We start from the raw sequence: 26625 nt of genomic DNA, 5'->3' as shown, positions 1-26625 counted from the left end.
GGAACGAGTGATGGCTGGCGTCGCTCGCGTTTGAGAAGCGCCCGCCGACCACCCGCTTTTCCCGATGGCACAAGCCTCTGCTGGCGCCGACCTGGCGTTCGCCCCGTTTGAACGCGGTTGCAGGATTCGCCTGGCATGCAGTTTGCTGAATCCCCCGCCACAAACAACAAGAAAGGGGAGAAGACACCATGACTGCCATCGTGATTGAAGCCCAGCCGCTTGCCTGCCTCGGCATGCAGCGGATGCTGGCGCGCATGCCCGGCATCGGCGCCGTGCAGAGTATCGAGCCATCTGATATCCCGATGCTCGCCGCAACCCAGGACGACGTCCTGGTGGTCTTCGGGATGTCCGGGGACGCCGCCGACAACTGGTGCCTGCTGCGCCGCCTGCATCAGGCGCTCCCCAATGCGCGCATCCTGCTGCTGTCGGACGGCGTGTTGCCGCGTGTGCCGTCATCGCTCCAGCCATTCGGTGTGATGGAGCACCTGCCGAAGGCCGCGCCCATCGAAACCATGGAAGCTGTCATTTTCCACATGCTGGACGATGATCCTTCCGCCCATCTGGCGGTGTCTGGTTCGGATGTCAGGCAGCTCCCGCGTCACCAATAAGTGACTCCACTCAGGAGGCGAGCGCGCGGTGCGCGCAGGGGGGGGGCGTTTCAGCAAGACGAAGAAGGCAGGAAGGAGGAAGGCAGCCGCGGTTATCCCACTGTCACGGTTTTTTTGACCTAAGCTGGAACTGTGTCCTGGGGTGCCGCAGGATAGGCGAGGGAGCTAGTTCCGGGCAGCGAATGAAGACGCGGTCCAGCACACTGCGAAGGCGTTACGCGGAACCGGATCACGTGGCACTGGAATACTTGGGAGCCAACCTGTGAAAGCAGGTTGGCTTTTGTATTTCCGATGTGGCGCGGGCGAGATGCGAGTCGCCCAGGAAGGGGAAGTCACCGCAGGCGGAGCCCGGGTGACCGGGTGGCGATCGGCGATGTCAAAACGGAGCGCCAAAAGCGGCGCGCCAGAACGCTAAAACGCTAAAACCAAAACAAAAGGCCCAACTGGTTGGTTGGGCCTTTTGTCTGAAGCTTTGGTGCCGAAGAGAGGAATCGAACCCCCGACCTTCTCATTACGAATGAGCTGCTCTACCGACTGAGCTACTTCGGCATCACGGTTCGATCTGTGATTCTTGCGAATCAATCGAATCGGATAGAGCCCGCAATAATATCAGCGACTTTTCCTTTTGTGAAGTCCCTCGTGCAATTTTTCGTGGGAAAGTTGCTGAGGGAAGAGGGCGGAGAGGCGAATGGCGCTCTCCTGCATTCACGTCGATGGCGCGGCGTGTTGTCGCCTGGTTCACGCCTTCATGTGTGCCGTCGCCACGCCATCGCTTTCAGCATTCCTGGCGACGCATCAGAACTTGTGGCGCAGGCCCGCCATCACGCCCACGCGGCTGCCGTGACCGTAGAACGGCGTCTGGAACGTGGACTGCCCGCCCAGGGTGCGCCATGCGTCCGTCAGCGTCGTGTAGTCCGCTTCCAGATACACGTCCGTGCGCTTGCTGAACGCGTAGTCGAGCATCATCGAGCCAGTGAATCGGTTACCCGAATCATTGCCGTGCTTCAGGTGGTCGTAAGTGCCGAGCGCGATCAGCGACCAGGCACTGTTGAATGCGTACTTGCCACCCAGGTAGGCGGCCTGGTTCTTGTAGCCCGCGTTGTCGACGTTGCTGTTGGTGTAGCCCAGGTAGATGGTGGCGGGACCGGCGGTGTAGGTGCCGCCCAGGGTCCAGACCTTCTGATCGCTGACCGGTACGGTCACGCCGTAGTAGGTCGTCGTATCGCGAATGATCTGGTAGCCGCCAGCGACCATGAACGGGCCCGCCGCATAGGTCAGGCTGCCGCCGGTGGACGACGAATTCGAGAAGCTGCCCGCCACCTCGCCAAACGCATGCTGGGCTGCGATGGTCAGTCCGCCGAACCTGCCGGCGTACTTGATCATGTTGTCCTGGCGCACGCCGCCCGTGTAGTTGCCGCCCTGGAAGCCAACGATGGCCAGGTTGGCCAGCGCCATGGCGTCATAGCTGGCGATGACCTCGTGGATCACCGTGAACTGGCGACCGAGCGTGACGGTGCCGAATTCGCCCTGCAGGCCGACGTAGGCCTTGCGGCCAAACAGGCGGTTGCCTTGCAGGCTCTGGCCGGCGTCCGGCGAGAAGCCCGACTCGAGGACAAACAGTGCCTGGTACCCGCTCCCCAGGTCCTCCAGGCCGTACATGCCCCAGCGGCTACCCGTGAGCACGCCGTCGGTCATCTGCACCTTGCTGTTGCCGGCGGCGTTTTCGTTTGTGGTGTAGCGGATCGTGGTGTCGACAATGCCGTATAGCGTGACATTGGACTGGGCGTGCACCGGCGCGGAAGCGCAGATGGCGGCAAGGGATGCTGCGGTGACGAAGGGCGCTAGGGCTCGCTTCATGGTGAAAGTCTCCATCCTGGCTTGTTATGGCGTTGTTGTTGCGGAATGGCCGGTGCCTGCTTTCTTGTGGACTTCTGCGACGTCTTTGGCTCAGGTTGCTGCCTGCACCGGCGTGCGTGAAAGGCTCCAGGACTGGCAATCCCGGTGCCCGGGACATCGAATCACCGCGGTTGGGAAAGGCAACTTAAGTCATCTGATGTCTTATGACATCGTACCTTACAGAAAAATAACACCGCAAGACATAGGACGAGACATTGGCCGGCGCACAACAGTGCCCCATGGCATTTGCCGGCGGGGAATAACGGGATTTGCCGAGTCGCGTCGATGGGCGGCTATCGCCAGTGCGCGTTATCGAGGCCAGTGGTGATCGCCGTCACGGATGATGGAGATCTGCTCAATGTCCCATATTCCACGCGGATCTCCGGTTGACGGGGTGCATGTTGTGGCGTGCGGAGCCGGGCGCGAAGAATGGCGGAAATTGCCCGATTCGATGGATCCACCAAGACCGGTCTACATGTCTGCAACTTAAAACTTCTAGGGAATTCACTGAGGGGTGACTGCCTTGACCCACGATGGTCGCAGGATTAGATTCCAGTCACGTTGTATGACGACAGATCAATAACACCTTCCCAGTCATCCTGCGTGGCCCCAGTGGCTCACGCCCGCGCACCCGAAACTATGTCTCTCGCCTCCCAAGACCCGCTCGACGGCGTCACCACCCGTTGCCACCGCATCCTGATGACAGGCGCCGCGGGCAACCTGGGCAAAGTCCTGCGTGACCGCCTGAAGCGCTATGCCGATGTGGTGCGCGTCTCCGATATCGCCGACCTCGGCACGGCACGCGAGCAGGAAGAAGTGGTGGCTTGCGATCTGTCGGATCCCAGGGCCGTGCATGAACTGGTGTCCGGCGTGGACGCGATCGTCCACCTGGGCGGCGTGTCCGTGGAGCGGCCGTTCGAGGAAATCCTGCCGGCCAATATCCAGGGGACGTACAACCTTTATGAAGCGGCGCGCCGCCATGGCGTGCGCCGCATCGTGTTTGCCAGTTCCAACCACGTCATCGGCTACTACAAGCAAGGCGAGATGCTCGATGCCGATACGCCGCCGCGTCCCGACGGCTACTACGGGGTGAGCAAGGCCTTTGGCGAGCAGTTGGCCAGCTTCTACTTTGACCGCCATGGCATCGAAACCGTCGCGCTGCGCATCGGCTCGTCGTTCCCGGAGGCCAAGGATCGCCGCATGATGGTGACGTGGCTCGGCTATGACGATCTGGAGCAGCTGATCAAGCGTTCGATCTTCGTGCCCGACGTCGGCTTCACGATCGCCTACGGGGCATCGGCCAACCGCGACCGCTGGTGGGACAACAGCAAGGCCGCGCGCCTGGGCTTCCGGCCGGTGGAGTCCTCCGAGCAGTTCCGCGCCCGGGTGGAATCCGTGCCGCCGCTGCCGGCCGACGATCCGGCCGGCTGGTACCAGGGCGGGGCGTTCGTCAAGGCAGGCCCGTTCGGGGACTGAGCGCGATGGCCCAAGTCATCGAGCGGATCGGCGACATGCGCTGCGGCGTGGGCGAGAGCCCCGTCTGGCACGCCGCCGACGCCGCGCTCTACTGGACCGATATTCCCAACCGCACGCTGTGGCGCTTCGACCCGGCCACCGGGGCCACCGCCACATGGACGTTGTCCGAGATGGCGGGTTGCATCGCCATGACGGCCGATGGCGGCTGGCTGCTGGCCATGGAAACCGGCATCTTCCGGGCGGCGCGCCTGGTGCCGGGGCAGCCCGCGCCGGCGCTGGAGCGCGTGGCGACGGTTGCCCACGCACGCGCGGGCATGCGATTCAACGATGGCCGCTGCGATCGCCTGGGCCGCTTCTGGGCGGGCACGATGGTGATGGACATGTCGCTGGCCGCGACCGACGGCAAGCTGTATCGCTACGACGCCACGAGCGGCGCGCTCGATGTCATGTGCGAGACGCTGATCACTCCCAACGGGCTGGCCTTCAGCCCGGACGGCCGCACGATGTACCTGTCCGATTCGCACCCGACGCGGCAGGCGGTGTGGGCCTACGACTACGACACCGATAGCGGTACGCCGTCCAATGGTCGCCTGTTCATCGACATGACCGCGTATCCGGGCCGCCCGGACGGCGCCGCCGTGGATGCCGATGGCGGCTACTGGATCTGCGGCAACGACGCCGGCCAGGTGCATCGCTTCACGCCCGATGGCCGGCTGGACCGCAGCCTGTCCGTGCCGGCGGCCAAGCCCGCGATGTGTGCATTTGGCGGCAGCGGGCTCGACACGCTGTACGTGACCTCGATTCGCACCGATGACAGCGATTCGTTGTCCGGCGCGGTGTTTGCCTTGCAACCTGGTGTGCGCGGCCTGGCGGAGCCCGTGCTGCGCGGCTGATGTTTCCGGCGGACTCCCGAGCCAGGGGGTTCACCGTTTGTCTTTGATCGAAGAACTACAACTCACTGGAGGCAATTCATGGTTTCATCCCGCTTCTCGCGTGCCCGCCTGGGCACCCTCATGGCCGCACTTGCCACCGCCGTGGCGATGCCGGTCGGCGCGCACGCCGCGGAAATGCGTTCCGCCGATATTCACCCCGACGACTATCCGACCGTGCAGGCCGTGCGCCACATGGGCGAGCTGGTCAAGCAACGCTCCAACGGCCGCCTGTCGATCAAGGTGTTCGCGCAGGGCTCGCTGGGCAGCGAGAAGGATGCCATCGAGCAGACCAAGATCGGCGCGCTGTCGATGGTGCGCGTGAATTCCGCCGCCATGAACAACATCTGCGAGGCGACCATCGTCCCGACGATGCCGTTCCTGTTCCGCTCCACCGAACACATGCGCCACGTGCTCGATGGCCAGGTGGGCGAGGACATCCTGAAGTCGTGCGAGAAGAACGGCTTCATCGGCCTGGCCTGGTATGACAGCGGCTCGCGCTCGATGTACACCACCAAGCGCCCGATCCGCACGCTGGCCGATGCCAAGGGCATGAAGATTCGCGTGCAGCAGTCGGACCTCTGGGTGTCCCTGCTGGAAGCGATGCACGCCAATGCCACGCCGATGCCGTGGGGCGAGGTCTACACCGCGCTGAAAACCGGCCTGGTCGATGGCGCCGAGAACAACTGGCCCAGCTATGAAAGCTCGCGCCAGTTCGAGGTGGCCAAGTACTACTCCCTGACCGAGCATTCGATGGCGCCGGAAATGCTGCTGTTCTCCAAGGTCATGTGGGACCGCATGTCGAAGGAAGACCAGGCGCTGATCCGCCAGGCCGCCAAGGACTCCGTGCCGTACATGCGCACGCTGTGGGACGAGCGCGAGCAGAAGTCGCGCAAGATGGTGGAAGCCGCCGGCGTGCAGATCATCCAGGTCGACAAGTCGTCGTTCCAGACCGCGATGAAGCCCGTCTATGACCGCTTCATCACCAGCGCCCAGATGAAGGACCTGGTGCGTCGCACGCAAGAGACGAAGTAAGCGAAGCTGCGTCGCCAGGGCAGGGCGGCCACCGCGCCGTCCGCCCGCTTCGGTAGTTCGGCAATTCGGCAATTCGGCAATTCGCCTTGGGCCCGCCGGCCGCCAGGTCGCGCGCGGGCGGGCCAGACCCAGGACACGGAATCCCATCATGCTTTCGCCCTCTCCCACGCCGGCATCGCCCGCGGAAGGCACCCCTGGTGCCACCGCCGCCACCGGTCAGCCGGAGGCCCAGGCCCCCGGCATCCCCTCCGGCACCAGTCTCTACACCCGCTTCTGTGCCACGCTCGCCCGCATCTGCATGGGCCTCGGCGTCACCGGCCTCGTGCTGCTGGTCATTGCCGTGCTCACGCAGGTGTTTGGCCGCTACGTGCTGAACGACACGCCCACGTGGGCGGAAACCATCGCCATGCTGCTGGTGCTGTACGTGACGATGCTTGGCACCGCCGTGGGCGTGCGCGATGCCGGACACATCGGCCTGGAATCGCTGCTCGTGCTGCTGCCCGAGCGCATCCGCACGAAGATCGAACTGTTGATCCATGTGCTGGTCGGCACGTTCGGCGCGGTCATGGCCTACAACTGCGCGTTCCTGGCGATGTCCGTGGCGGACTACAAGCTGCCCACGCTCGGCATCTCCGAGGGCTGGCGCTACCTGCCGCCCGTCATCGCGGGCACGCTCATCGTGCTGTTTTCGATCGAACACATCATTGCAGTGCTGAAAGGCACGGAAGTGGAGCCGGCATGGCACTGATCATTCTTTCCATCAGCTTCTTCGGATTGCTGATTCTCGGCGTGCCGGTGGCGTTTTCCATCGGGCTGTCGGCGGTGGTCACGATCCTCTATGAAGGGTTGCCGCTGGCCGTGGTGTTCCAGCAGATGACGTCGGGCATGAACGCGTTTTCGTTCCTCGCCATTCCGTTCTTCATCTTCGCTGGCGAACTGATGCTCTATGGCGGCATCGCCGACCGCATCGTCAACTTCGCCAAGTCGATGGCCGGGCACGTGCGCGGTGGACTGGGTATGTCCAATGTGGTGGCTTGCACGCTGTTTGGCGGCGTGTCGGGGTCGCCGGTGGCGGACGTGTCGGCCATGGGCGCGGTGATGATCCCGATGATGAAGCGCGAGGGCTATCACGCCGACTACGCCGTCAACGTGACCACGCACGCGGCATTGGTGGGCGCGCTGATGCCGACCAGCCACAACATGATCATCTACACGCTGGCCGCCGGCGGCAAGGTCTCGATTGCCGCGCTGATCCTGGCCGGCGTGCTGCCCGCGCTGATCCTGACGATCTGCAACCTGGCCGCAGCCTACTTCGTGGCGCGCAGCCGCGGCTATCCTGCCGGCCAGTTTCCGGGCTGGGAGATCGTCGGCCATTCGCTGGCGGCGGCGCTGCCGGGCCTGTTCGTGGTGGTGCTGATTCTGGCGGGCATCCTGTCGGGGGTGTTCACGGCAACGGAATCGGCCGCGGTGGCGGTGCTCTACGCGCTGGCGCTGACGGTGCTCGTGTACCGGTCGCTGACGCGCGAACAGTTCGTCAAGGCCGCGGCCAAGGCGGTCAAGACGACCGGCGTGGTGCTGCTGCTGATCGGCATCTCGGGCACGTTCGGCTACCTGATCAGCCTGTACGGCGTGGCCGAGCTGACCGGACAGTTCCTCAGCTCGCTGTCGACCAGCCCGTGGATGATCTTCCTGATGGTGAACGTGATGCTGTTCGTCCTTGGCACCTTCCTGGACATGGCGGCCACGATCCTGATCTGCACGCCGATCTTCCTGCCGATCTGCCAGCACTACGGCATGGGGCCCGTGCAGTTCGGCATGCTGATGCTGATCAACTGCGCGTTGGGGCTGAACACGCCGCCGGTGGGCACCACACAGTTCGTGGGTTGCGCCATCGGCGGGGTGTCCGTCGGCCAGGTGATGAAGACGATCTGGCCGTTCTACGGCGCGCTGCTGGCGGCATTGCTGATGGTCACGTACGTGCCGGCGTTTTCGATGTGGTTGCCGGACCTGCTGCTCAAGTGAGGCAGACCACGGGCGGCGTGTGGCTGGAAGCGGGGCCGGTCCACACACTGCGCGCCGGGCCGCACACGCTTGCCGTCGCGCCCGCCGCTGGCGGGCGCATGGCGTCGCTGACCACATCGCGCGCGGACGGTGCCGTCATCGAATGGCTGGCGCCGATGCCCGCGCAAGCGCTGCGCGAGGGCTTCGATGCCCATGCATGGCCGAAGGCTGGCCTCTATCCGCTGCTGCCGTTCTCCAATCGCATCCGCAACGGCCGCTTCCGCTGGAACGGGCAGGACATCGTGCTGCCCGCGCATCCGGGGCAGGCGCATGCGATGCATGGGTTTGGCCACGTCAGGCCCTGGCAGGTCGTGCACGAAAACGTCGATGCCATCACGCTTGAACTGCGCCACGTGCCGGCGCCGGGCGACTGGCCCTGGCCAGTGTTTGCCCGGCAATCTATCGTGCTCTCCCCGGAAGGCCTCGTGGCGGAGCTTGTCGTGCGCAACGACGGCGACAGTGCGATGCCCGTTGGCGGCGGCTTCCATCCGTTCTTCGCGCGCGTGCCCGGCATGCGTGTCCAGTTCGATGCGGCGCACCTGTGGCCTGCGGACCATGGTGGCGTTGCCACCGGTCGCGCGGCCGTTGGCGACCGTGAACGCTTCCTGCGGGAGCGCAACTTGCCGGAAGCAGACTTCAGCATCTACTACAGCGGCTGGAAGCGGCAGGTCACGCTCAGGCGGCCCGATGGCGCCACGCTGCTGATGCGTGCGGGCGAAGGTTTGGACCACCTTGTCCTACATGCGCCGGCCGGTTGCGACTACGTCTGCCTGGAGCCCGTCTCGCACGTGGCGGATGCGGTCAACCTGGCCGCACGCGGCTGGGAAGGCGCGGGGCTGCGCGCGCTCGCAGCCGGGGAATCCGTGGTGTATCGCATGCTGTGGCGGATCGACCTGCCGGCCTGATGAAGGATCGACGTCGCAGAAACGGACGTCGGGCGATGCACGGCGCCCATGTGCATCACAAAAGAAAACAAGGCGCCGAGGCGCCCTGTCTTGCATGCACGATCCGCTCGCCGGCTTACGCCTTGGGCGCGGCTTCCTGGTGGTAGCGCGTCACGCGATCCACCTCGTTCTTCGACCCGAGGATCACCGACACACGCTGGTGCAGCTTGGTCGGTTGCACGTCCAGGATGCGCTCATGGCCGTTGGTGGCCGCGCCGCCTGCCTGTTCGATCAGGAATGCCATCGGGTTGGCTTCGTACATCAGGCGCAGCTTGCCCGGCTTTTCCGGCTCGCGCTTGTCCCACGGATACATGAAGACGCCGCCGCGCATGAGGATGCGATGCACGTCGGCAACCATCGACGCAATCCAGCGCATGTTGAAGTTCTTGCCGCGCGGGCCTTCCTCGCCGGCCAGGCATTCGTCGATGTACTGGCGCACGGGCGGGGCCCAGTGGCGCATGTTGGACATGTTGATCGCGAATTCCTTAGTGTCTTCCGGAATCTGTATGTCCGACTGCGTCAGCACGAAGCTGCCGGCCTCGCGGTCCAGCGTGAACATGTGCACGCCGTTGCCGACGGTCAGCACCAGCGTGGTCTGCGGGCCGTACACGGCATAGCCCGCCGCCACCTGATGCGTGCCCGGCTGCATGAAGTCATGCTCGGTCACGGTCTGGCCCGGCTTGGGCATGTGCAGCACCGAGAAGATCGTGCCGATCGACACGTTCACGTCGATGTTCGACGATCCGTCGAGCGGATCGAACAGCAGCAGGTATTCGCCCTTCGGGTAGCGGTTGGGAATCTCGTAGAACGAGTCCATTTCCTCCGAAGCCATGGCTGCCAGGTGGCCACCCCATTCGTTGGCGTCCAGCAGCACTTCATTGGCGATCACGTCCAGCTTCTGCTGGGTTTCGCCCTGGATGTTGCCGGTGCCGGCCGAGCCCAGCACGCCCGCGAGGGCGCCCTTGCTGACGGCGTTGGAAATGGCCTTGCAGGCGCGCGCAACCACCTCGATCAGCAGCCGGAGCTCTGGCTGGATCGTGTTGTGCTTGCGCTGCTCCTCGACCAGATAGCGAGTGAGGCTGATGCGTGTCATGGTGGGTTCTCCTTGGATGGCCGCAATTCTACATGTCCGCCGGGGCGGACATGGCACTTTCGCGGTCAGCCGGCCAGGGCCTTGCCGACGATTTCGCGCACGTCGCGCGACAGCGTGGACGCCGCCGCCACGCGCTCCAGCGCCGCACGCATACGGTCGCGCAGCGGCATCGCGTACTTCTGCCAGCGGTCCAGCACGCGCGCCAGGCGGGCCGCCACCTGCGGGTTGATCGCATCCAGCGCCAGCACCTGGTCCGCCCAGAATGCGTAGCCGGAGCCATCCTCGGCGTGGAACTGGGCCGGGTTGCCGGAGCAGAAGCTGAAGATCAGCGATCGCGCGCGGTTTGGATTGCGCAGGTTGAAGGCGGGATGCTCCATCAGCGCGCGCACGGTGTCGATGGTGCGCTTGCCGGCATGCGGGCCGACCTCGCCGCGCTGCATGCCTTGCAGCGAAAACCACTTGTCGATGACCAGCGCATCGCTTTCGAAGCGATGGTAGAAGTCCGCCAGCGCATGCTCGCGGCCCGGCGCGAAGCTGTTGACCAGCGCGGAGAGGGCGGCAAAGCGGTCGGTCATGTTGTCCGACTGCTGGTAGTGGCGGTCCGCCAGCGCCTGCATGTCGGCGTCGCCGCTGTCGGCCAGGTAGCCGAGCGCCAGGTTGCGCAAGGCGCGTCGTGCCATCGCATCGGCGTCGGGGCTGTAAGGGCCCGGCGTGGCGTTGGCCTCATAGGCGGCCAGCCATTCGCGCTTGAGCGCCCGGGCCAGGCCCTCGCGCATAAAGAGGCGGGCGCGGTGGATCGCGGCGGGGTCGGCCACGCCCATGCGCTCGGCCAGGTAGGCTTCCGCCGGCAACATCAGCGCCTGTTCGCGGAAGGCCGGACTCAGCGTGCCGTCGCCCAGCACCGTGCGGAACGCGGCCACCAGCCCCGCATCCAGCTTCAGTTCGCGGCCGGCCTGCACATCCGTTACCAGTTGCAGCAGGGCGCGCGTGGCCAGGCGCTGGCCGGCTTCCCAGCGGTTGAAAGCGTCGCTGTCGTGCGCCAGCAGGAAGGTCAACTGGGCGTCGGTGTAGTCGTAGTCGACGATCACCGGCGCGGAGAAGTCGCGCAGCAGCGAAGGCAGCGGCGACTCGGCGCCGCGGGGCAGGTTGACGAAACGGAAGGTCTGCTCGGCCTGCGTGAAGTCGAGCACGCGCGTCGTGGCGGTGCCGGCCGGTTCGCCGTCGATTTGCAACGGCAGGTCGTTGCCGTCCGCACCGATCAGGCCAACCGCGAACGGGATATGGAATGGCTGCTTTTCCGGCGCTCCGGCACGGGTTTCAATGCCGACCTTCGGGCAGCGCTGGGCGAGCGCCAGCGTGAGCGCGCCCGTGGCGCCATCCCATGCGGTCTTCACGGTCACCACGGGCGTGCCGGCCTGGCTGTACCAGAGGCCGAACTGCGCGAGGTCGCGGCCATTGGCGTCGGCCATCGCCGCCCGGAAGTCATCGCAGGTGACAGCGTGGCCATCGTGTCGCTGGAAGTACAGGTCCATGCCCTTGCGGAAGCCGTCGCGGCCCAGCAGGGTCTGGTACATGCGCACGACCTCGGCGCCTTTCTCGTACACGGTGACCGTGTAGAAGTTGTTGATTTCCTCATAGCTGTCAGGGCGCACCGGGTGGGCCATCGGGCCTGCGTCTTCCGGGAACTGCACCTGGCGCAGCACGCGCACGTCCTCGATGCGCTTGACGGCGCGGCCGGACTCAGAGCCCATCATGTCGGCCGAGAACTCCTGGTCGCGGAACACCGTCAGGCCTTCCTTGAGCGACAACTGGAACCAGTCGCGGCAGGTCACACGGTTGCCGGTCCAGTTGTGGAAATATTCGTGGCCCACCACGGACTCGATATTGGCGAAGTCCACGTCGGTCGCGGTCTGGGCGTTGGCCAGCACGTACTTCGTGTTGAAGATGTTCAGGCCCTTGTTCTCCATCGCGCCCATGTTGAAGTCGCTGACGGCGACGATCATGAAACGGTCCAGATCCAGCTCCAGGCCAAAGCGACGCTCATCCCAGCGGATGGAGTTGACCAGCGAGTCCATCGCGTGGCGGGTCTTCTCCAGGTCCTGCGGCTCCACCCAGACTTGCAGCAGCTTGTCCTTACCGGATGCCGACTGGATGCGTTCCTCGATACAGGCGAGCTTGCCGGCCACCAGCGCAAAGAGGTACGACGGCTTGCGGAACGGGTCCTCCCAGACGGCTTCGTGGCGGCCGTCCGGCAGTTCGCGCTCGGACAGCAGGTTGCCGTTGGAGAGCAGCACCGGGCTGGCCGCACGGTTGGCGCGCAGCGTGACGCGATAGGTCGCCATCACGTCGGGGCGATCCAGGAAGTACGTGATGCGGCGGAAGCCCTCGGCTTCGCATTGCGTGAAGAAGTTGCCATTGGAGACATAAAGCCCCGACAGCGTGGTGTTGGCGGCCGGGTTGCAGGCCGTGGCGATCTCGAGCGTGCCTTGGGCGGGCAGGCTCGGCAGTGTCAGGGTGCCGGCTTCCTGGCGGGCTTCCGCCAGCGGCTTGCCGTCCAGCTTCACGCCAACGAGTTCCAGCTCCTCGCCCGCCAGCACCAGCGGGGCATCGGCGGCGGCGTCTGGCGAGCGTCGGAATTGCAGCGTGCTGGTGACGACGGTGCGTTGCGGGTCCAGTTCAAGCACCAGGTCGACATGATCGATGGCGAACGCGGGCGGGGTATAGTCCTTGCGATAGACGGTAACGGGCGTATCGGTGCGCAGCATGGGGAATCCTGTCTTCGGAATGACCGGGGGCGAGGCGCCGCGCAATCACGGCGCCGAAGTCCTCATTGTAGCCAAGGGGGTTGTGGCTTGCGCCACGTCATTGGCGGCATGGGAATTTCGGGCGACCGTTCGTGTCTGAAGAAACGTCGTCCGAACGAACAATAAAGAGGTATCGCGATGTGGCAAGCCGTGTCAGCATGGGGTCGCAGGAGTGGACGCAGGGGGGAATTGTGGGTGCTGGTCGCGCTGGGGGCGCTATGGCTGTCCGGCTGCGCCAGCACGGTCACCACCGAGGTCACGGCGTTCCGGCAGGCCGGCTGGCAGAACGACGCACCACGCACGTACGCCTTCGAGCATACGCCGCAACAGGAGGCGCAGCTGGAGCGCCAGACCTACGAGCAATGGCTGGCGGATGCGATGGCCGGCGTGGGCTTCGAGCAGGCGCCGGCCCGGCAGGCGCGCTACCTGGTGTCGATGGAATACGATGCGGCGCCGGGCTTCGTCCGCGTGGCGGAGACCGTTTACCCCGATCCCTGGTATGGCCCGTGGGGTCCGTACTGGGGCCCGTATGGCGGCTACCGTCCCTATGGTCCGTGGGGCTGGGGCCCGGGCTACTGGCCACCGCAGACCGTGGTGCGCGACGTGCCGGTAACGTTCTCCAGCCTGCGTGTCTATTTCAAGGATGCGGCCAGCGGCAAGCGCGTCTACCAGCTGACCGCGCGTAACACCACCGAAGGCGGCAGCCTGCCATCCGTGATGCCGTACATGATCCGCAGTGCATTCACCGAATTTCCGACCGAAAGCGGACGGCCGCGCCGCGTGACGCTCGAGGTCGACAAGGACAAGACCAGGTAGCGCTGCCGTGCCGCGCGTTCACCTGTGAAACAGATCCACATTTCCTACCGCGCGGTAAAAGCAGTTTTGCCCCAAATACCGGGAAAATCATTAAAACAGGCGCTGCAAAGGACTGTCGCAAGGGGGCGGCTGGGCTAGAATGGCTGCTCGATTTTTCCGGCCCATGCCGCCGGAACCCGTCACGGTGCGCACGACGCGGACCGGGCGGACCCCGGCAGGGCCTCTTTCCGGACGATCAGCATGAGCAGCAAGACCGGCGGTGATGCACCGCAACATGTCCCCAACAGTCCCGAAGCGCAACTGCGTCTCGCTGCACTGGAATATCACCGCAGCCCGACCAAGGGCAAGATCCAGGTAACGGCCACCAAGGCGCTGTCCAACCAGCGCGACTTGTCGCTGGCCTATTCGCCGGGCGTGGCCTATGCCTGCGAGGAGATCGCGAAAGACCCCGCCATGGCCGCCGAGTACACCTCGCGCGCCAACCTCGTGGCCGTGGTCACCAACGGTACCGCGGTGCTGGGCCTGGGCGACATCGGCCCGCTGGCCGGCAAGCCGGTGATGGAAGGCAAGGGCTGCCTGTTCAAGAAGTTCGCCGGCATCGACGTGTTCGACATCGAACTCGATGCCCACGACCCGGACAAGATCGTGGAAATCGTCGCCGCGCTGGAACCCACGCTCGGCGGCGTGAACCTGGAAGACATCAAGGCGCCGGAATGCTTCTACATCGAGAAGAAGCTGCGCGAGCGCATGAACATCCCCGTCTTCCATGACGACCAGCACGGTACGGCCATCATCTCGGCCGCCGCATTGCTGAACGGCCTGAAGGTAGTGGGCAAGGAGATCGGCAAGGTCAAGCTGGCGGTTTCCGGCGCCGGCGCCGCGGCCATCGCCTGCCTGGACACCATGGTGAGCCTGGGCGTGAAGCGCGAGAACGTCTACGTGACCGACTCGAAGGGCGTGATCTACACCGGCCGCGATGCCAACATGGAGGCCAACAAGGCCCGCTACGCGCAGGACACCTCCGCACGCACGCTGGCCGACATCGTCAATGGTGCGGACGTCTTCCTGGGCTGCTCCACCGCGGGCGTGCTGACTGGCGACATGGTCAAGACGATGGCCGACAAGCCCATCATCCTGGCGCTGGCCAACCCGGAGCCGGAAATCCGTCCGGAAGTGGCCAAGGCCGCGCGCCCGGACTGCATCATCGCCACCGGCCGTTCGGATTACCCGAACCAGGTCAACAACGTGCTGTGCTTCCCGTACATCTTCCGCGGCGCGCTCGATTGCGGCGCGACCAAGATCACGGAAGAAATGAAGCTGGCATGCGTGAAGGCAATTGCAGAGCTGGCCGAGGCCGAACTCAATGACGCCGTGGCCGCCGCCTACGGTGGTCGCGAGCTGAAGTTCGGCCCGGACTACATCATCCCGACGCCGTTCGACCAGCGCCTGATCGAGAAGATCGCCCCGGCGGTAGCCAAGGCCGCGGAAGAGTCCGGCGTGGCAACGCGTCCGATCAAGGACCTGGAAGCCTATCGCCTGCAACTGACGCACTACGTGTATCACACCGGCCTAATCATGAAGCCGGTGTTCACCGCCGCCAAGGCCGCGCCGAAGCGCGTGGCCTACGCCGAGGGTGAGGAAGAGCGCGTGCTGCGCGCCGTGCAGGGCGTGGTGGATGAAGGCCTGGCCCGTCCGATCCTGATCGGCCGCCCGCACGTGATCCAGATGCGCATCGAGAAGGCTGGCCTGCGCCTGCGTCCTGGCGTGGACTTCGAGCTGATCAATCCGGAAGACGATCCGCGCTATCGCGCCTATCACGAGGAATACCACGCGCTGCGTGGCCGCGACGGCGTGACGCCGGACATGGCCAAGGTGGCCCTGCGCCGCTCGAACACGCTGATCGGCACGATGCTGATGCACATGGGCGATGCCGACGCGCTGCTGTGCGGCACCGTTGGCCGCTTCGAGGCCCACCTGGAGCACGTGCGCGACGTTATCGGCCTGGCGCCGGGCGCCAACGTGTTCGCGGCGATGAATGCGCTGATGCTCGAGAAGTACACGCTGTTCATCACCGACACCTTCGTGAACGATGACCCGACTGCCGAGGAACTGGCTGCGATCACGCAACTGGCTGCCGAGGAAATCGCGCGATTCGGCCTGCAGCCGTCCGTGGCGCTGATGTCGCACTCGATGTTCGGTTCATCGAACCGTCCCTCGGCGCGCAAGATGCGCGAGGCGGCCCAGATCCTGGCCAAGGTGGCGCCGCACCTGCAGGTGGAAGGCGAGATGCAAGGCGACGCCGCGCTGGTCGAGGACGTGCGCCGACACTTCCTGCCGGGCACCAAGCTGAATGGCAGCGCCAACCTGCTGGTGATGCCGACGCTGGACGCGGCCAATATCGCCTTCAACCTGCTCAAGATCACGGGCGGGCAAGGCGTGACCGTGGGCCCGATCCTGCTGGGCGCGGCCAAGCCGGTGCACATCCTGAACCCGCAGGCGACGACCCGCCGGATCGTCAACATGACGGCCGTTGCGGTGGCGGAGTGCGGCGCCATTCGCTGATCGGGCTGATCGTGCGATAGCGGCCAGTGCATACGGCGGCCGCCGTACAGCGCACGTGGTGCGCATGGCTGCGACGCAGCAAAAGCTGGTGAAGATGGAAAGCGCCCCGGAAGCTGGAAAGGCTTCCGGGGCGCTTTTTCTTTACTTCAGCCTGCGCGCAAAAACAAAAAGGGCCGAGGCCCGTACAGTACAAAACGGGTCTCAGCCCTCTACAGGCCAGCCGGCGAGCGGCGTGGTCTACCGGCTTTCAGGTCGGCTCATCGGAACCGGCCATGGCGTGTCGGTGCGCTGGCAGTGTCTGCCTGGATTGCCAGCGCGTCGGCGGGCACGTTGCCACTATTGCAGTACGTTGTACTGCTCCCGCATTACCACGATGATCGAACGTGCGGCGGCCATCTTATGCGTCAGGTCGTCGAAGGTATCCTGGCGAATGTCGACCTCAGCGCTCCAGTTGCAACCGGTGTGGTCCGGCCGATGCACGCGCATTGCATGCAACTCCACCTCGCCGCATTCCGGGTTGTTATCCAGGCACTGGCTCAGGATTGCCATCAATTCCGACCGGGTTTTCGCATAGCGCCGCATGAGTTACCTCGCTCGTTCCTGTCTCGTGATCCGGCACACAGTCCGGACAACCAATCTATGCAGCGAGCAGGGCGGTCGCCAATTGAATCCGCCTATGAAGCAGTGGTTTCCTATCTTGCCTCGAATGCGCCGAGTTGCGTTGCGGCGCAGCAAAAGCGCGCGCCCGCCGCGTCCGCGCGCATGAAAAAAGCCCGCCGGAGGCGGGCCTTGACTGAACAGACAGAAATCGCCAGATCAGAATTTGTGGCGGACACCCACGCCAAAGCTGTCGCCGTGCTCGATGCCGGTGATCTTGTCGTAGAAGTACGCCGCGTACAGGTCGGTGCGCTTGGACAGGTTGTAGTCGTAGGCCACCGCGAACGTATTGCGCTTGAAGCTCGCCACATCGTTCAGCGTCTTGTCATAGCTGTACGTGGCCAGCACGCTGCCCGCGCCTACCGGCACCGAAGCGCCGACCTGGCCGTTCATGTGCTTGATGTCGCCGTTGACGTTGGCGTTCACGTTGGTCTTGATGTACTGACCCTGCAGGAACACCTTGACGAGCTGGAAGTCGTACGACGCACCCGCCTGGACGGCGGTCTGCTTGTCGAAGCCGGTGATGAACGCGTTCGTCGAATTGGTCAGGTCGAACGGCGCGTTGTCGAACTTCACTTGCTGGAACGCCACGGTGGCCGCGAGGTTGCCAGCGAAGTAGGTCACGTTGCCGCCCCACTTGTTCTTGCTGTTGCTGCCAGCCTGTTCGCCGAAGCCGTAGATGAAGTTGGCGGTCAGGCCGCCGAACGTCGGCGTGGAGTACACCAGCGAGTTGTTCCAGCCGGAATCGCCGATGATGCCCGGGTCGTACACACGGCCGTTGCTGGCGGTGAAGTACGTGTGCCAGATCATCGGCGAGAACACGTACGAGTCGACCAGCGGGTTGAACAGGATCGTCGACACGAAGTACGGCGTGGTATTGCGGCCCAGCTTGATTGTGCCGGCGGTGTCGTTCTGCAGGCCGACGTACGCGTTACGGCTGAACATCGAGTCACCGTCGAAGCGGCCGCCGCGGCCCGTGTCGGTGCGGAAGAAGCCGTTGAGGTCGAAGATGGCCTTGGTGCCCGCGCCCAGGTCCTCGGTGCCCTTGATGCCCCAGTACGACGTCTGCATGCCGCCCGAGTTGGCCACCCAGGCACGATCATTCGAGCCGGGGTTCTTGATTCCACCGACGAACATATCGGCCTGGCCGTACAGCGTCACGCTGGACTGGGCCATTGCCGCGCCGGAAAAAAGGGTGGCCGCGATTGCCGCCAGCTTGAGCGCCGGCTTGTACTTGTGCTGCTGCTGCATGGTTTAGACCTCCGTGGTTGTAATGCTTGCTCAGAACGTTTCTTGTGTGCCGGAACCCTGATGGGCCTCTTCTCTGTCGTACCCTGGTACCGCTCGGAAGTCTGGCGGGGAGTGGGGACCGGCGATGCCGGGTACGTGATTGACAGCGTGTCGCACGCGTGGCGTCGTCGCTGAACGTTCCTGATTTCTCTCTCTTTTCTGGTGTGGCTTTTTTTCTCAGGCGGATACTAAGTCGTCCAGTCGGAACTGCGCAATGCGATGGATCTGATTGATGCAAGTTTGCAACTCGACCTCCGGGGCGTTATCGAGCCGCTTTGCAAAGGCGTCGATGATCCCGTGGCGGTCGTAGCCACGCACAGCCAGGATGAACGGGAAGCCAAACTTCTGGTTGTAGGCCGCGTTCAGGTCCTGCAGGCGTTTGAATTCCTCGGGCGTGCACTGGTCCAGGCCGGCCCCGGCCTGCTCTCGCGTGGACTCCGCGGTCAGCTCGCCGCGCACGGCGGCCTTGCCGGCCAGCTCCGGGTGGGCACGCACGAGCTTGAGCTGCGCGTCGCGCCCGGCGGTATCGACGGCGTCGCGCAGGGCCACCGCCAGCGCAGCGGCGTCGGCAAGCGGGCGCTGCTTCGCTGCTGCCTCGGCAAACCACGGGGAGTGTTCATAGATGCCACCGAGGATCTGGACAAATTCAGCCTCGGGCATCGCATTCAGTTGGGCGATGGTGTGGGTCTGGCTCATGCCTGGCTCCGGTAGGGGTGGGTATCGACCCAATGGCGCGCGATATCGACACGCCGGCAGATCCACACCTTGTCGTGGCCCTGCACATAGTCAAGGAAACGCTGCAGCGCACGGAAACGCCCGGGGCGGCCCAGCAGTCGGCAGTGCATGCCGATCGACAGCATCTTGGGACGATCGAGGCCTTGCGGGTCACCCTCTGCGTACAGCACGTCGAACGCGTCCTTCAGATACTGGAAGAACTGCTCGCCGGTGTTGAAACCTTGCGGCGTGGCAAAGCGCATGTCGTTGGAGTCCAGCGTGTACGGCACCACCAGGTGCGGCTTCTTTTCGCCACCGGTGACTTCCACCTCGGTCCAGAAGGGCAGGTCGTCGCCGTAGTAGTCGGCGTCATACAGCAGGCCGCCGTGTTCCACCACCAGGCGTCGCGTGTTGGGGCTGTCSCGGCCGGTGTACCAGCCGAGCGGCATCTCGCCGGTCAGGTCCTTGATGATCTGCATGCCGAGGCGCATGTGCTCGCGCTCGGTGGCTTCGTCCATGTCCTGGTAGTGGATCCAGCGGTAGCCGTGGCAGGCGATCTCGTGGCCGAGTTCGACGAAGGCGCGTGTCAGTTCGGGATGACGCTGCAGCGCCATCGACACGCCGAAGATCGTCAGCGGCAGCCCGCGTTGCTCGAACTCGCGCAGGATGCGCCAGACGCCTGCGCGCGACCCGTACTCGTAGATGCCCTCCATGCTCATGTGCCGCGCCGGGTAGGATGCGGCGCCGACGATCTCGGACAGGAATTGCTCGGAGCCGGCGTCGCCGTGCAGCACGTTGTTCTCGCCGCCCTCCTCGTAATTGAGCACGAACTGCAGCGCGATGCGCGCACCGCCCGGCCAGCGGGCGTGCGGCGGCTGCGCGCCGTAGCCGATGAGATCGCGTGGATAGTTATCGTGTTTCATTTCTTGATGTCTGCTTCAGGAGAAAACTTCTGCTCGCGTGAGCGGGGCGCTATTCACGTCTTTCATTGCCCCCGGCTGAAGCGCTTGTTGCTACGCAAAGCGCGTGCCAGAAGCTGCTCACGCGGGCCGGACGTCCGGTGGCGGTTGAGGCCAACTGTTGCCACCGAATTGTCGGTATCGATTGTCGAAATCAGATTGTCGGAATCACTCCGTGCCGTGGGAGTTGGCCGCGGCGTTGCGCATGGCTTCGTCGGCGGATTGCATGCCGTTGAAGAACAGGTTCAGCGCGACGGCGACGATGGTGCCCAGCACGATGCCGCTGTGCGTGAACGGGTCGGTCCACTTGGGCAGGTACTGGAACAGCGTGGGGGACAGCGTCGGGATCATGCCGAAGCCGATCGAGATCGCCACGATGAACAGGTTGTGCCGGTTGCGGTTGAAATCGCACGAGCCCAGGATGCGGATGCCGGTTGCCGCGACCATGCCGAACATCACGATGCCGGCGCCGCCGAGCACGAATTGCGGCACGGAGGCGACCACATGGGCCATCTTCGGGAACAGGCCGAACGCGATCAGGATCAGCCCGCCAGCTGCCGCCACATAGCGCGAGCGCACGCCCGTCACGGTGACGAGGCCCACGTTCTGCGAGAACGACGTGTACGGGAACGTGTTGAAGACGCCGCCAATCACGGTGCCGAGGCCGTCGGCGCGCAGGCCGGCGGTCAGGTCGCTGCGGCTCAGCTTGCGGCCGGTGATGTCGGACAGCGCCAGGAACATGCCGGTGGATTCCACCAGCGTGATCAGCATGACGATGCACATCGACAGGATGGCGGTGAGCTGGAACGTCGGCATGCCGAAGTGCAGCGGCGTGATGACAGCCACAAAGCTGGCTTCGTTCAGGCCCTCGAAAGAGACCTTGCCGAAGGCCATGGCGACGAAGGTGCCGATGACGATGCCGAGCAGCACGGCGCAGTTGGCCACCAGCCCGCGGCCGTACTTGCTCAGCAGCAGGATGACCAGCAGCACCAGGCCCGCGATGGCCAGGTTGCCGAGGTCGCCATAGGCGAGGTTGGGAACGTCCTTGACCACGCCGTCGATCACGGCGCGCGTGGTGGGCTGGCCACCGCCGGCCCAGTTGATGCCAACGCGCATCAGGGACACGCCGATCAGCGTGATCACGGTGCCGGTTACCACCGGCGGAAAGAGCCCGAGCATGCGCCCCATCATCGGCGCCACGACGATGCCGAATATCCCGGAGGCGATCACCGCGCCATAGATGCCCAGCAGGCCGACGTTGGGATCATTGCCGATGGCGATCATCGGTGCCACGGAGGCAAACGTGACGCCCATCATCACGGGCATGCGGATGCCGAACTTCCAGAAGCCGAACGCCTGGATCAGCGTGGCGAGGCCGGCGGCGAAGAGGTCGGCATTGATCAGGAACGCCAACTGGTCCTTGGGCAGCTTGAGCGCGCCGCCAACAATCAGCGGCACGGCAACGGTGCCTGCATACATCACCAGCACGTGCTGCAGGCCCAGCGCCAGCAATCGCCCGGAAGGCAGCCGCTCGTTGGTGAGGTCCGTGGGGACCGTGGTGCTTGCGGAATTCATGGGTTTGTCTCCTCTCCTTGGGTTTTGGATGGGAACGCTCGCCGGGAGTGACCGTGGCCTCTTGTCGGGGTCTCGCGCCGCGCCTCTTCAGGGCGTTGTCATTGGCGGGACGGGTGGGCCTGGCATCGGCAACAGGGGATGCTGTTGCCCGGCGGCGGGAACATCGTGCTAGGTGGAGCGACCCAGCACGCTGCGAAGATCGAAGTTGCCGGGCTCGTCCGGCTGCACGCGGTCCGCGCAGGCGCCAAGGTGGTGCGCCATGCGCGACTGGGCCAGGGCGGCATCGCCCTGTTCCAGGGCGTCGAGGATGTCGTCGTGTTCGTCGAACGAGCACGCGTTGTGGCCCGGGGCTTCCACGCTGGCAATCATCAGCGTGGTGCGCGAGACCAGCCGGCGCATCATCGTGACCAGCAGTCCGTTGCCCGAGAGCTCGGCCAGCGCGGTGTGGAATTCGGCCGACAGGCGGATCCAGCGGGGGCGCTCGTGTGTCAGGAAGGCCTGGCGCTCGGCATCCACCATCTTGCGCAGCGGGGCGATCACGGTGCGCACGTTGGGCAGGGACGCCAGTTTTTCCAGCACGGCACGCTCGAGCATCTGGCGCAACTCGAACATGTCATGGGCTTCGTCCGTGGACGGGCTGGCGATGAATGCGCCGCGGTTGGGCTCCAGGTCCACCAGCCCGTCCGCGGCCAGCCGGGACAGCACCTTGCGCACGGTATGGCGCGCGGTGGCATAGATCTCGCACAGCGAATGCTCGGTCAGCTTGGTGCGCGGCGGCAGCCGGTGCTCCATGATCGCGTCGTAGATCTCGTGGTACATGCGCTCCTCCACGGATCCCTTGCGGACCGGTTTGTTGTCGGAGGGGGTGAGTTGCGCTTCGGCCACGGCGGCAATGAGCTTGAGATTCTTGGACATCCTGGGCACTCGCAAAAGGAGTTGAGGCGATGGTCAGCGATCCTATCGAGTGGTCACTGGCCGAACATCACGGGTCTTGATACCGGTCATATGGCCTCGTGGATCTAAAAATTGTTGACAATTATTTGGATATGCAAGCACTATTGTCAACAAAACCGACTGCGGTTTTCGACAACTACGGGTAATCACCGAGTTGTCAACGGGATAGGGCAGGCGCATTGTCGCCACGCACCAATCCAGCGCCGGGATGCGTTAAAACACGTACCGAGCGGGCACCATTCCCACAAATGGTGCTAGTGAAGGCAGCGGCGCCCCTCACAACCCACACTCCAAAGGAAGAACAGGATGGGACGCTTGACCACTCACGTTCTCGACACGGCAACCGGCAAGCCCGGGCAAGCCATGTCGGTCATTCTCCATAAAATTGTCGACAATCGTCGCGAGACGCTGAAGCGGGTCGTGACCAACCACGATGGCCGTTGCGACCAGCCGCTGCTGGAAGGCGCGGACCTCGTGGCGGGCGTGTACGAACTCGAATTCGGAGCCGGCGACTATTTCCGTGCCCAGGGCGTCAAGTTGCCCGAACCGGCATTCCTCGACGTGGTGACGCTGCGCTTCGGCATTGCCGACACGGCCGCGCACTACCACGTGCCGCTGCTGGTGTCGCCGTGGTCGTACTCGACCTACCGCGGCAGCTGAAGACAGGCGGACGGGAATAGAGGAGACAAGTCATGGAAGGCTACATTCTCGACTGGGCCAATCTGCTGCTGCGCTGGGTGCACGTCATCACGGCCATCGCGTGGATCGGTTCCTCGTTCTATTTTGTCTGGCTGGATAACAGCCTGACGCGCCCGCAAGCGCCCGACCTGCAGGAAAAGGGTGTCGACGGCGAACTCTGGGCCGTGCACGGCGGCGGTTTCTACAACCCGCAGAAGTACCTGACCGCGCCCAAATCCCTGCCGGAGAATCTGCACTGGTTCTACTGGGAGTCATATTCCACGTGGATGACGGGCTTTGGCCTGCTGGTGGTGCTGTACCTGTTCAATGCCAGCACCTACCTGATCGACAAGAGCGTGTTCGACATGTCGCCTGGCGCGGCGGTCGGCTTTGCGATCTCGTACCTGATCATCGGCTGGGTGGTGTATGACGCGATCTGCCGCGTCTTCGGCAAGAGTGACCGCACGGTGGGGATCATGGTGGCGATCTACGTGGCGGTGGCTGCGTATCTGGCCTGCCATATCTTCTCGGGTCGCGCGGCGTTCCTGCTGACTGGCGCGATGATCGCGACGATCATGAGCGGCAACGTGCTGGTGTGGATCATCCCGGGCCAGCGCAAGGTGGTGGCGGCGCTGAAGGCTGGCCAGCCGGTGGACCCGATCCACGGCAAGCGCGGCAAGCAGCGCAGTGTGCACAACACGTATTTCACGCTGCCGGTGCTGTTCGCGATGCTGTCCAACCACTACAGCATGACGTACGCGCACAAGTACAACTGGGCGGTGCTGATCCTGATCATGCTGGCCGGCGTGCTGATTCGCCAGTTCTTCATCCTGAAGCACAAGGGCAAGATCAACGTCGCATGGCCGGCTGCCGGTGTCGCCCTGCTGGGTGTGGTGGCCGTGATGATCGCGCCGCAACCGCGTCAGCAGGTGGCCAGCAACAATGGCGGTGCCGACGCCGCCAATGCGGTGAGTTTCGTGAAGGTGCAGGAAATCATCAATACGCGTTGCGTGCAGTGTCACGCCGAGGCGCCGAAGATGATGCCAACCGCCGCCAAGGGCATCAAGCTGGACACGGTGGACGAAATCAAGGCGCATGCACAGCTGATCTACCAGCAGGCCGTGCAGCAGAAGGCGATGCCGCTGGGCAACGTCACGCAGATCACGGACGATGAGCGCGCGCTGCTGGGCCAGTGGTTCGAGGGCGGTGCCAAGACCGCTAACTGATTTGACCGGGCATCGGTGATCGACGGTCCGGCGGCTGTGCAGTCGGCAGTCAGCAGTACCGGACCGGCGAGGGTTTGAACGGGGCGAAAGCCCCGTTTTTTTATGGGCGCGTGGCGGCCGTATTCAGCCGCCGATATTGAAGAGCGCCAGCAGCCCCAGCACCAGGAAAATCGCCGCGGCAATCTTGTGCACGAGAGCGATCGGCATCTTGTTGGCAAAGCGATCGCCCAGCAACACGGCGGGCGCGTTGGCCAGCATCATGCCGAAGGTAGTGCCGGCTACCACGGCGATGACTTCGCCATGAAAGCGCGCGGCCAGTGCCACGGTGGCGATCTGCGTCTTGTCGCCCATTTCCGCGAAGAAGAAGGCCACGATCGTCGTGCCGAGGATGCCGATGGCGCCCTTGACCGGCTTGGCCTGCTCGGCTTCATCGAGCTTGTCGGGAATCAGCATCCAGCCGGCCATGGCGATAAAGCCCAGGCCAAGAATCCAGCGCAGCAGGTTGGCACCGAGCACTTGTGTGATCCAGCCGCCCAGGGCGCCGGCAAAGCCGTGATTAACCAGCGTGGCGATCAGGATGCCAAGGATGATGGGGATGGGTTTCCGATAGCGTGCGGCCAGGACGAGGGACAGCAATTGCGTCTTGTCGCCCATTTCGGCGAGCGCGACGATACCTGTGGAGACGAGGAAGGATTCCATTCTTATGGGATGTGAAACCGGGCCGCAATGCATCGCGAGATGCCAATGACGCACACCTTTCCCGGCCCGGCCAGAAAGGTGAGGTCATCGGTCTCGCCAGGCACTGGACACATGACAGGCCTTGCAGGCCGCCAGGGTCCGGAGCTACGTACGCCATAACCGTATCCGGTCAAGTCTGTTGACGTACGCCCCTGTCTCCCGGGTGCCGCATTGCGCGGCGCGGTGAGATCAGGGCGGCTACTCCCCAATGGAAGCTGCAATTGTAGCGATGGCGGTGGGCAAAGTCCACCGCCACGTGGCGCGCAAGGGAGGGCGGCTGTGTGACGTGTCAGGCCGGTACGGGAGAATTCTCGCTGGTCTGGCGACCGCGGAAATCGGTCCAGCACAGGGCCTTGAAGTCATAGAGCTTGCACCGGCGTGCGGTGTGGAAATACCAGCGCCACGAGAAGTTCTCGATGATGATGCGGCCGGGCAGCGCGTGTTCCAGCATCGCCTGGGCGCGCTTGAGACGGTAGAGCGGCACGCTCATGTCCACGTGATGCGCGGTGTGTTCCATGATGTGATGGAGCGCGGCGCCGATGCCGTAGCGGAAGCGCAGGTGAACCGTGGTGGACACGAACGGCTGTGCCTTGGCCCACATGGCCTTGGTGTCGTACCAGGCCACGCTGGTATGCGTGTGGTGGACGTACAGCACAAAGCCGACCGTCAGGTTCCAGATCAGGAACGGCAGCACGAAGCCGGTGCCGACCAGCAGCAGGACCGATTGCCCCGTCGCCACGGCAAGCCAGGCCAGCGCGCCGATCCACAGTACGCCGAAGGCCGCCACGAGCGTGCAGTCCCACAGAAAGATGGCGCGGCGAGTGGCCATCTGGCGCTTGCTCGGGAAGAACAGCTTGCACCACCAGATCTCGATCAGGTAGTAGAGACCCGCGCCCAATCCGTTGCGGTAGACGCGTTCCATCACACGACGCCAGCGCGGCAGCGCGCGGAATTCCTCCAGGGAGTAGGGCGCCCAGACGAAGTCGAAACCCTTGAGGTTGGTGTAGCCGTGGTGCACCACGTTGTGGCCGACTTCCCACAGGCTGTAAGGCGTCAGCGACGGCAGGAACGTCAGCCGTCCGAGCCACTTGTTCAGGCCGCGGCGGTCCGTCAGGCTCTGGTGACAGGCGTCGTGGCCGATGATGAACAGCCGTGCGATGACCAGCCCGGCCAGCACGCCAAGGCCAGTCTTGGCCCACCACTGCGGCACCAGCGCCACGCCTGCCAGGACGGCGGCGAAGAACGCGTAGTCGAGCGCGAACAGGAACAGCGCGCGCGGCGTGCTGCGCTGGCCGAGCGGAATCAGCCAGCTGCGGATGGTCTTGCGATTGGGAAAGGGTGCTTCGAACGCGATCGGTTCGGGCAGGGGGATGTCGGTGTCGCGATGCGGGGGCGTCGAGGTCCGGAGGTCCGGCGGCGTGGAAACCGCTTCGCCGGGCATGGCCGGTGAAAAATGGCTGGGTCGGGCAGTCATGAAAGCCTTCAGTGGTCTGTCGGCACGCGCCGGTATGGACGGGCGCGCGGGGCGAATGCGACAGACTAGAAGGGTTTGATGACGATTGTGTTGATTCGGGTCAAGGCGCGTTTTGAACGCTCCATATTATGGCGCG

General features: G+C 64.4%; 22 protein-coding genes, 1 tRNA gene and 1 riboswitch. Of the genes, 11 read left to right on the top strand and 12 right to left on the bottom strand.

All coding sequences use genetic code 11. The features are described from left to right. Window positions 1–188: 188 nt before the first annotated feature. A complete protein-coding gene (locus tag AC1DOX_RS05055; RefSeq protein ID WP_441615538.1) occupies window positions 189–608 on the top strand; it encodes a DNA-binding response regulator in 420 nt (139 codons plus the stop codon). 473 nt (window positions 609–1081) lie between these two features. Here AC1DOX_RS05055 and AC1DOX_RS05050 read toward each other — a convergent pair. Together AC1DOX_RS05050 and AC1DOX_RS05045 are read right to left on the bottom strand one after the other, a co-directional pair. Further along, window positions 1082–1157 (bottom strand) — tRNA-Thr (locus AC1DOX_RS05050). A 246-nt stretch (window positions 1158–1403) separates the two neighbouring features. Beyond that, on the bottom strand, window positions 1404–2465 hold the full coding sequence (locus AC1DOX_RS05045; RefSeq protein ID WP_441615536.1) for a porin: 1062 nt from the start codon (window positions 2463–2465) through the stop codon (window positions 1404–1406). A gap of 678 nt (window positions 2466–3143) precedes the next feature. Here AC1DOX_RS05045 and AC1DOX_RS05040 point away from each other — a divergent pair. The 6 genes from AC1DOX_RS05040 to AC1DOX_RS05015 all read left to right on the top strand — a co-directional run bounded on the left by AC1DOX_RS05040 (window position 3144) and on the right by AC1DOX_RS05015 (window position 8910). Further along, window positions 3144–3980: an NAD-dependent epimerase/dehydratase family protein gene (locus tag AC1DOX_RS05040; protein WP_441615534.1), complete on the top strand. Its 837-nt coding sequence runs from the start codon at window positions 3144–3146 to the stop codon at window positions 3978–3980. Between the two features lie 5 nt (window positions 3981–3985). Then, window positions 3986–4873, top strand: coding sequence for an SMP-30/gluconolactonase/LRE family protein (locus AC1DOX_RS05035; RefSeq protein WP_441615532.1), 888 nt, complete (start codon window positions 3986–3988; stop codon window positions 4871–4873). Window positions 4874–4951: 78 nt separating this feature from the next. Beyond that, a complete protein-coding gene (locus tag AC1DOX_RS05030) occupies window positions 4952–5944 on the top strand; it encodes a TRAP transporter substrate-binding protein (RefSeq protein WP_441615530.1) in 993 nt (330 codons plus the stop codon). 298 nt (window positions 5945–6242) lie between these two features. Beyond that, the gene (locus tag AC1DOX_RS05025; RefSeq protein WP_092139173.1) at window positions 6243–6692 is read left to right on the top strand and encodes a TRAP transporter small permease; all 450 of its coding nucleotides are present in this window, start codon (window positions 6243–6245) and stop codon (window positions 6690–6692) included. Beyond that, entirely contained in the window at window positions 6683–7966 is a 1284-nt protein-coding gene (locus AC1DOX_RS05020) for a TRAP transporter large permease (RefSeq protein ID WP_441615528.1), read from the top strand. The genes AC1DOX_RS05025 and AC1DOX_RS05020 overlap by 10 nt, the downstream gene beginning before the upstream one ends. Continuing rightward, the gene (locus AC1DOX_RS05015; RefSeq protein ID WP_441615526.1) at window positions 7963–8910 is read left to right on the top strand and encodes an aldose 1-epimerase; all 948 of its coding nucleotides are present in this window, start codon (window positions 7963–7965) and stop codon (window positions 8908–8910) included. Before AC1DOX_RS05020 ends, AC1DOX_RS05015 begins: the two co-directional genes overlap by 4 nt. A gap of 115 nt (window positions 8911–9025) precedes the next feature. Here the strand turns inward: AC1DOX_RS05015 and AC1DOX_RS05010 are convergent, their stop codons facing one another. Next, window positions 9026–10042 (bottom strand): class 1 fructose-bisphosphatase, encoded by a 1017-nt coding sequence (locus tag AC1DOX_RS05010; protein ID WP_441615524.1) that lies wholly within the window; start codon window positions 10040–10042, stop codon window positions 9026–9028. A 65-nt stretch (window positions 10043–10107) separates the two neighbouring features. After that, a complete protein-coding gene (gene pepN, locus AC1DOX_RS05005; protein ID WP_441615522.1) occupies window positions 10108–12807 on the bottom strand; it encodes an aminopeptidase N in 2700 nt (899 codons plus the stop codon). Window positions 12808–12984: 177 nt separating this feature from the next. Between pepN and AC1DOX_RS05000 the strand changes: the two genes are divergently transcribed. Next, the gene (locus AC1DOX_RS05000; protein ID WP_441615520.1) at window positions 12985–13662 is read left to right on the top strand and encodes a DUF4136 domain-containing protein; all 678 of its coding nucleotides are present in this window, start codon (window positions 12985–12987) and stop codon (window positions 13660–13662) included. A gap of 240 nt (window positions 13663–13902) precedes the next feature. After that, a complete protein-coding gene (locus tag AC1DOX_RS04995) occupies window positions 13903–16224 on the top strand; it encodes an NADP-dependent malic enzyme (protein ID WP_441615518.1) in 2322 nt (773 codons plus the stop codon). Window positions 16225–16560: 336 nt separating this feature from the next. Here the strand turns inward: AC1DOX_RS04995 and AC1DOX_RS04990 are convergent, their stop codons facing one another. The 6 genes from AC1DOX_RS04990 to AC1DOX_RS04965 form a co-directional block, all read right to left on the bottom strand. Further along, entirely contained in the window at window positions 16561–16806 is a 246-nt protein-coding gene (locus tag AC1DOX_RS04990) for a hypothetical protein (RefSeq protein ID WP_092138917.1), read from the bottom strand. A 234-nt stretch (window positions 16807–17040) separates the two neighbouring features. Beyond that, on the bottom strand, window positions 17041–18132 hold the full coding sequence (locus AC1DOX_RS04985; protein WP_441615516.1) for a porin: 1092 nt from the start codon (window positions 18130–18132) through the stop codon (window positions 17041–17043). A gap of 216 nt (window positions 18133–18348) precedes the next feature. After that, a complete protein-coding gene (uraD, locus tag AC1DOX_RS04980; protein WP_441615514.1) occupies window positions 18349–18867 on the bottom strand; it encodes a 2-oxo-4-hydroxy-4-carboxy-5-ureidoimidazoline decarboxylase in 519 nt (172 codons plus the stop codon). Beyond that, complete coding sequence (gene puuE, locus AC1DOX_RS04975; RefSeq protein WP_441615512.1) at window positions 18864–19808, bottom strand: allantoinase PuuE; 945 nt, start codon at window positions 19806–19808, stop codon at window positions 18864–18866. Before puuE ends, uraD begins: the two co-directional genes overlap by 4 nt. A gap of 204 nt (window positions 19809–20012) precedes the next feature. After that, a complete protein-coding gene (locus tag AC1DOX_RS04970) occupies window positions 20013–21419 on the bottom strand; it encodes a nucleobase:cation symporter-2 family protein (protein WP_092138910.1) in 1407 nt (468 codons plus the stop codon). 168 nt (window positions 21420–21587) lie between these two features. Then, window positions 21588–22334, bottom strand: coding sequence for a GntR family transcriptional regulator (locus tag AC1DOX_RS04965; protein WP_441615509.1), 747 nt, complete (start codon window positions 22332–22334; stop codon window positions 21588–21590). A gap of 345 nt (window positions 22335–22679) precedes the next feature. On the opposite strand from AC1DOX_RS04965, the gene uraH reads away from it, so the two are divergent. Together uraH and AC1DOX_RS04955 are read left to right on the top strand one after the other, a co-directional pair. Continuing rightward, on the top strand, window positions 22680–23033 hold the full coding sequence (gene uraH / locus AC1DOX_RS04960; protein ID WP_092138906.1) for a hydroxyisourate hydrolase: 354 nt from the start codon (window positions 22680–22682) through the stop codon (window positions 23031–23033). A gap of 32 nt (window positions 23034–23065) precedes the next feature. After that, window positions 23066–24277 (top strand): urate hydroxylase PuuD, encoded by a 1212-nt coding sequence (locus AC1DOX_RS04955; protein ID WP_441615507.1) that lies wholly within the window; start codon window positions 23066–23068, stop codon window positions 24275–24277. A gap of 123 nt (window positions 24278–24400) precedes the next feature. Here the strand turns inward: AC1DOX_RS04955 and AC1DOX_RS04950 are convergent, their stop codons facing one another. Further along, window positions 24401–24976 carry a TMEM165/GDT1 family protein gene (locus tag AC1DOX_RS04950; RefSeq protein ID WP_092138902.1) on the bottom strand — a complete coding sequence of 192 codons (576 nt, stop codon included), beginning with the start codon at window positions 24974–24976 and terminating at the stop codon, window positions 24401–24403. 63 nt (window positions 24977–25039) lie between these two features. Next, a riboswitch (yybP-ykoY riboswitch) is annotated at window positions 25040–25234 on the bottom strand. A gap of 70 nt (window positions 25235–25304) precedes the next feature. Then, window positions 25305–26489, bottom strand: coding sequence for a fatty acid desaturase (locus AC1DOX_RS04945; protein WP_441615505.1), 1185 nt, complete (start codon window positions 26487–26489; stop codon window positions 25305–25307). Between the last annotated feature and the right edge of the window lie 136 nt (window positions 26490–26625).

It is taken from the genome of Cupriavidus sp. 01L415 (genome assembly GCF_056400065.1).
The sequence above is the reverse complement of the archived record's forward strand: the minus strand, read 5'-3'. Positions and strand labels throughout refer to the sequence as shown.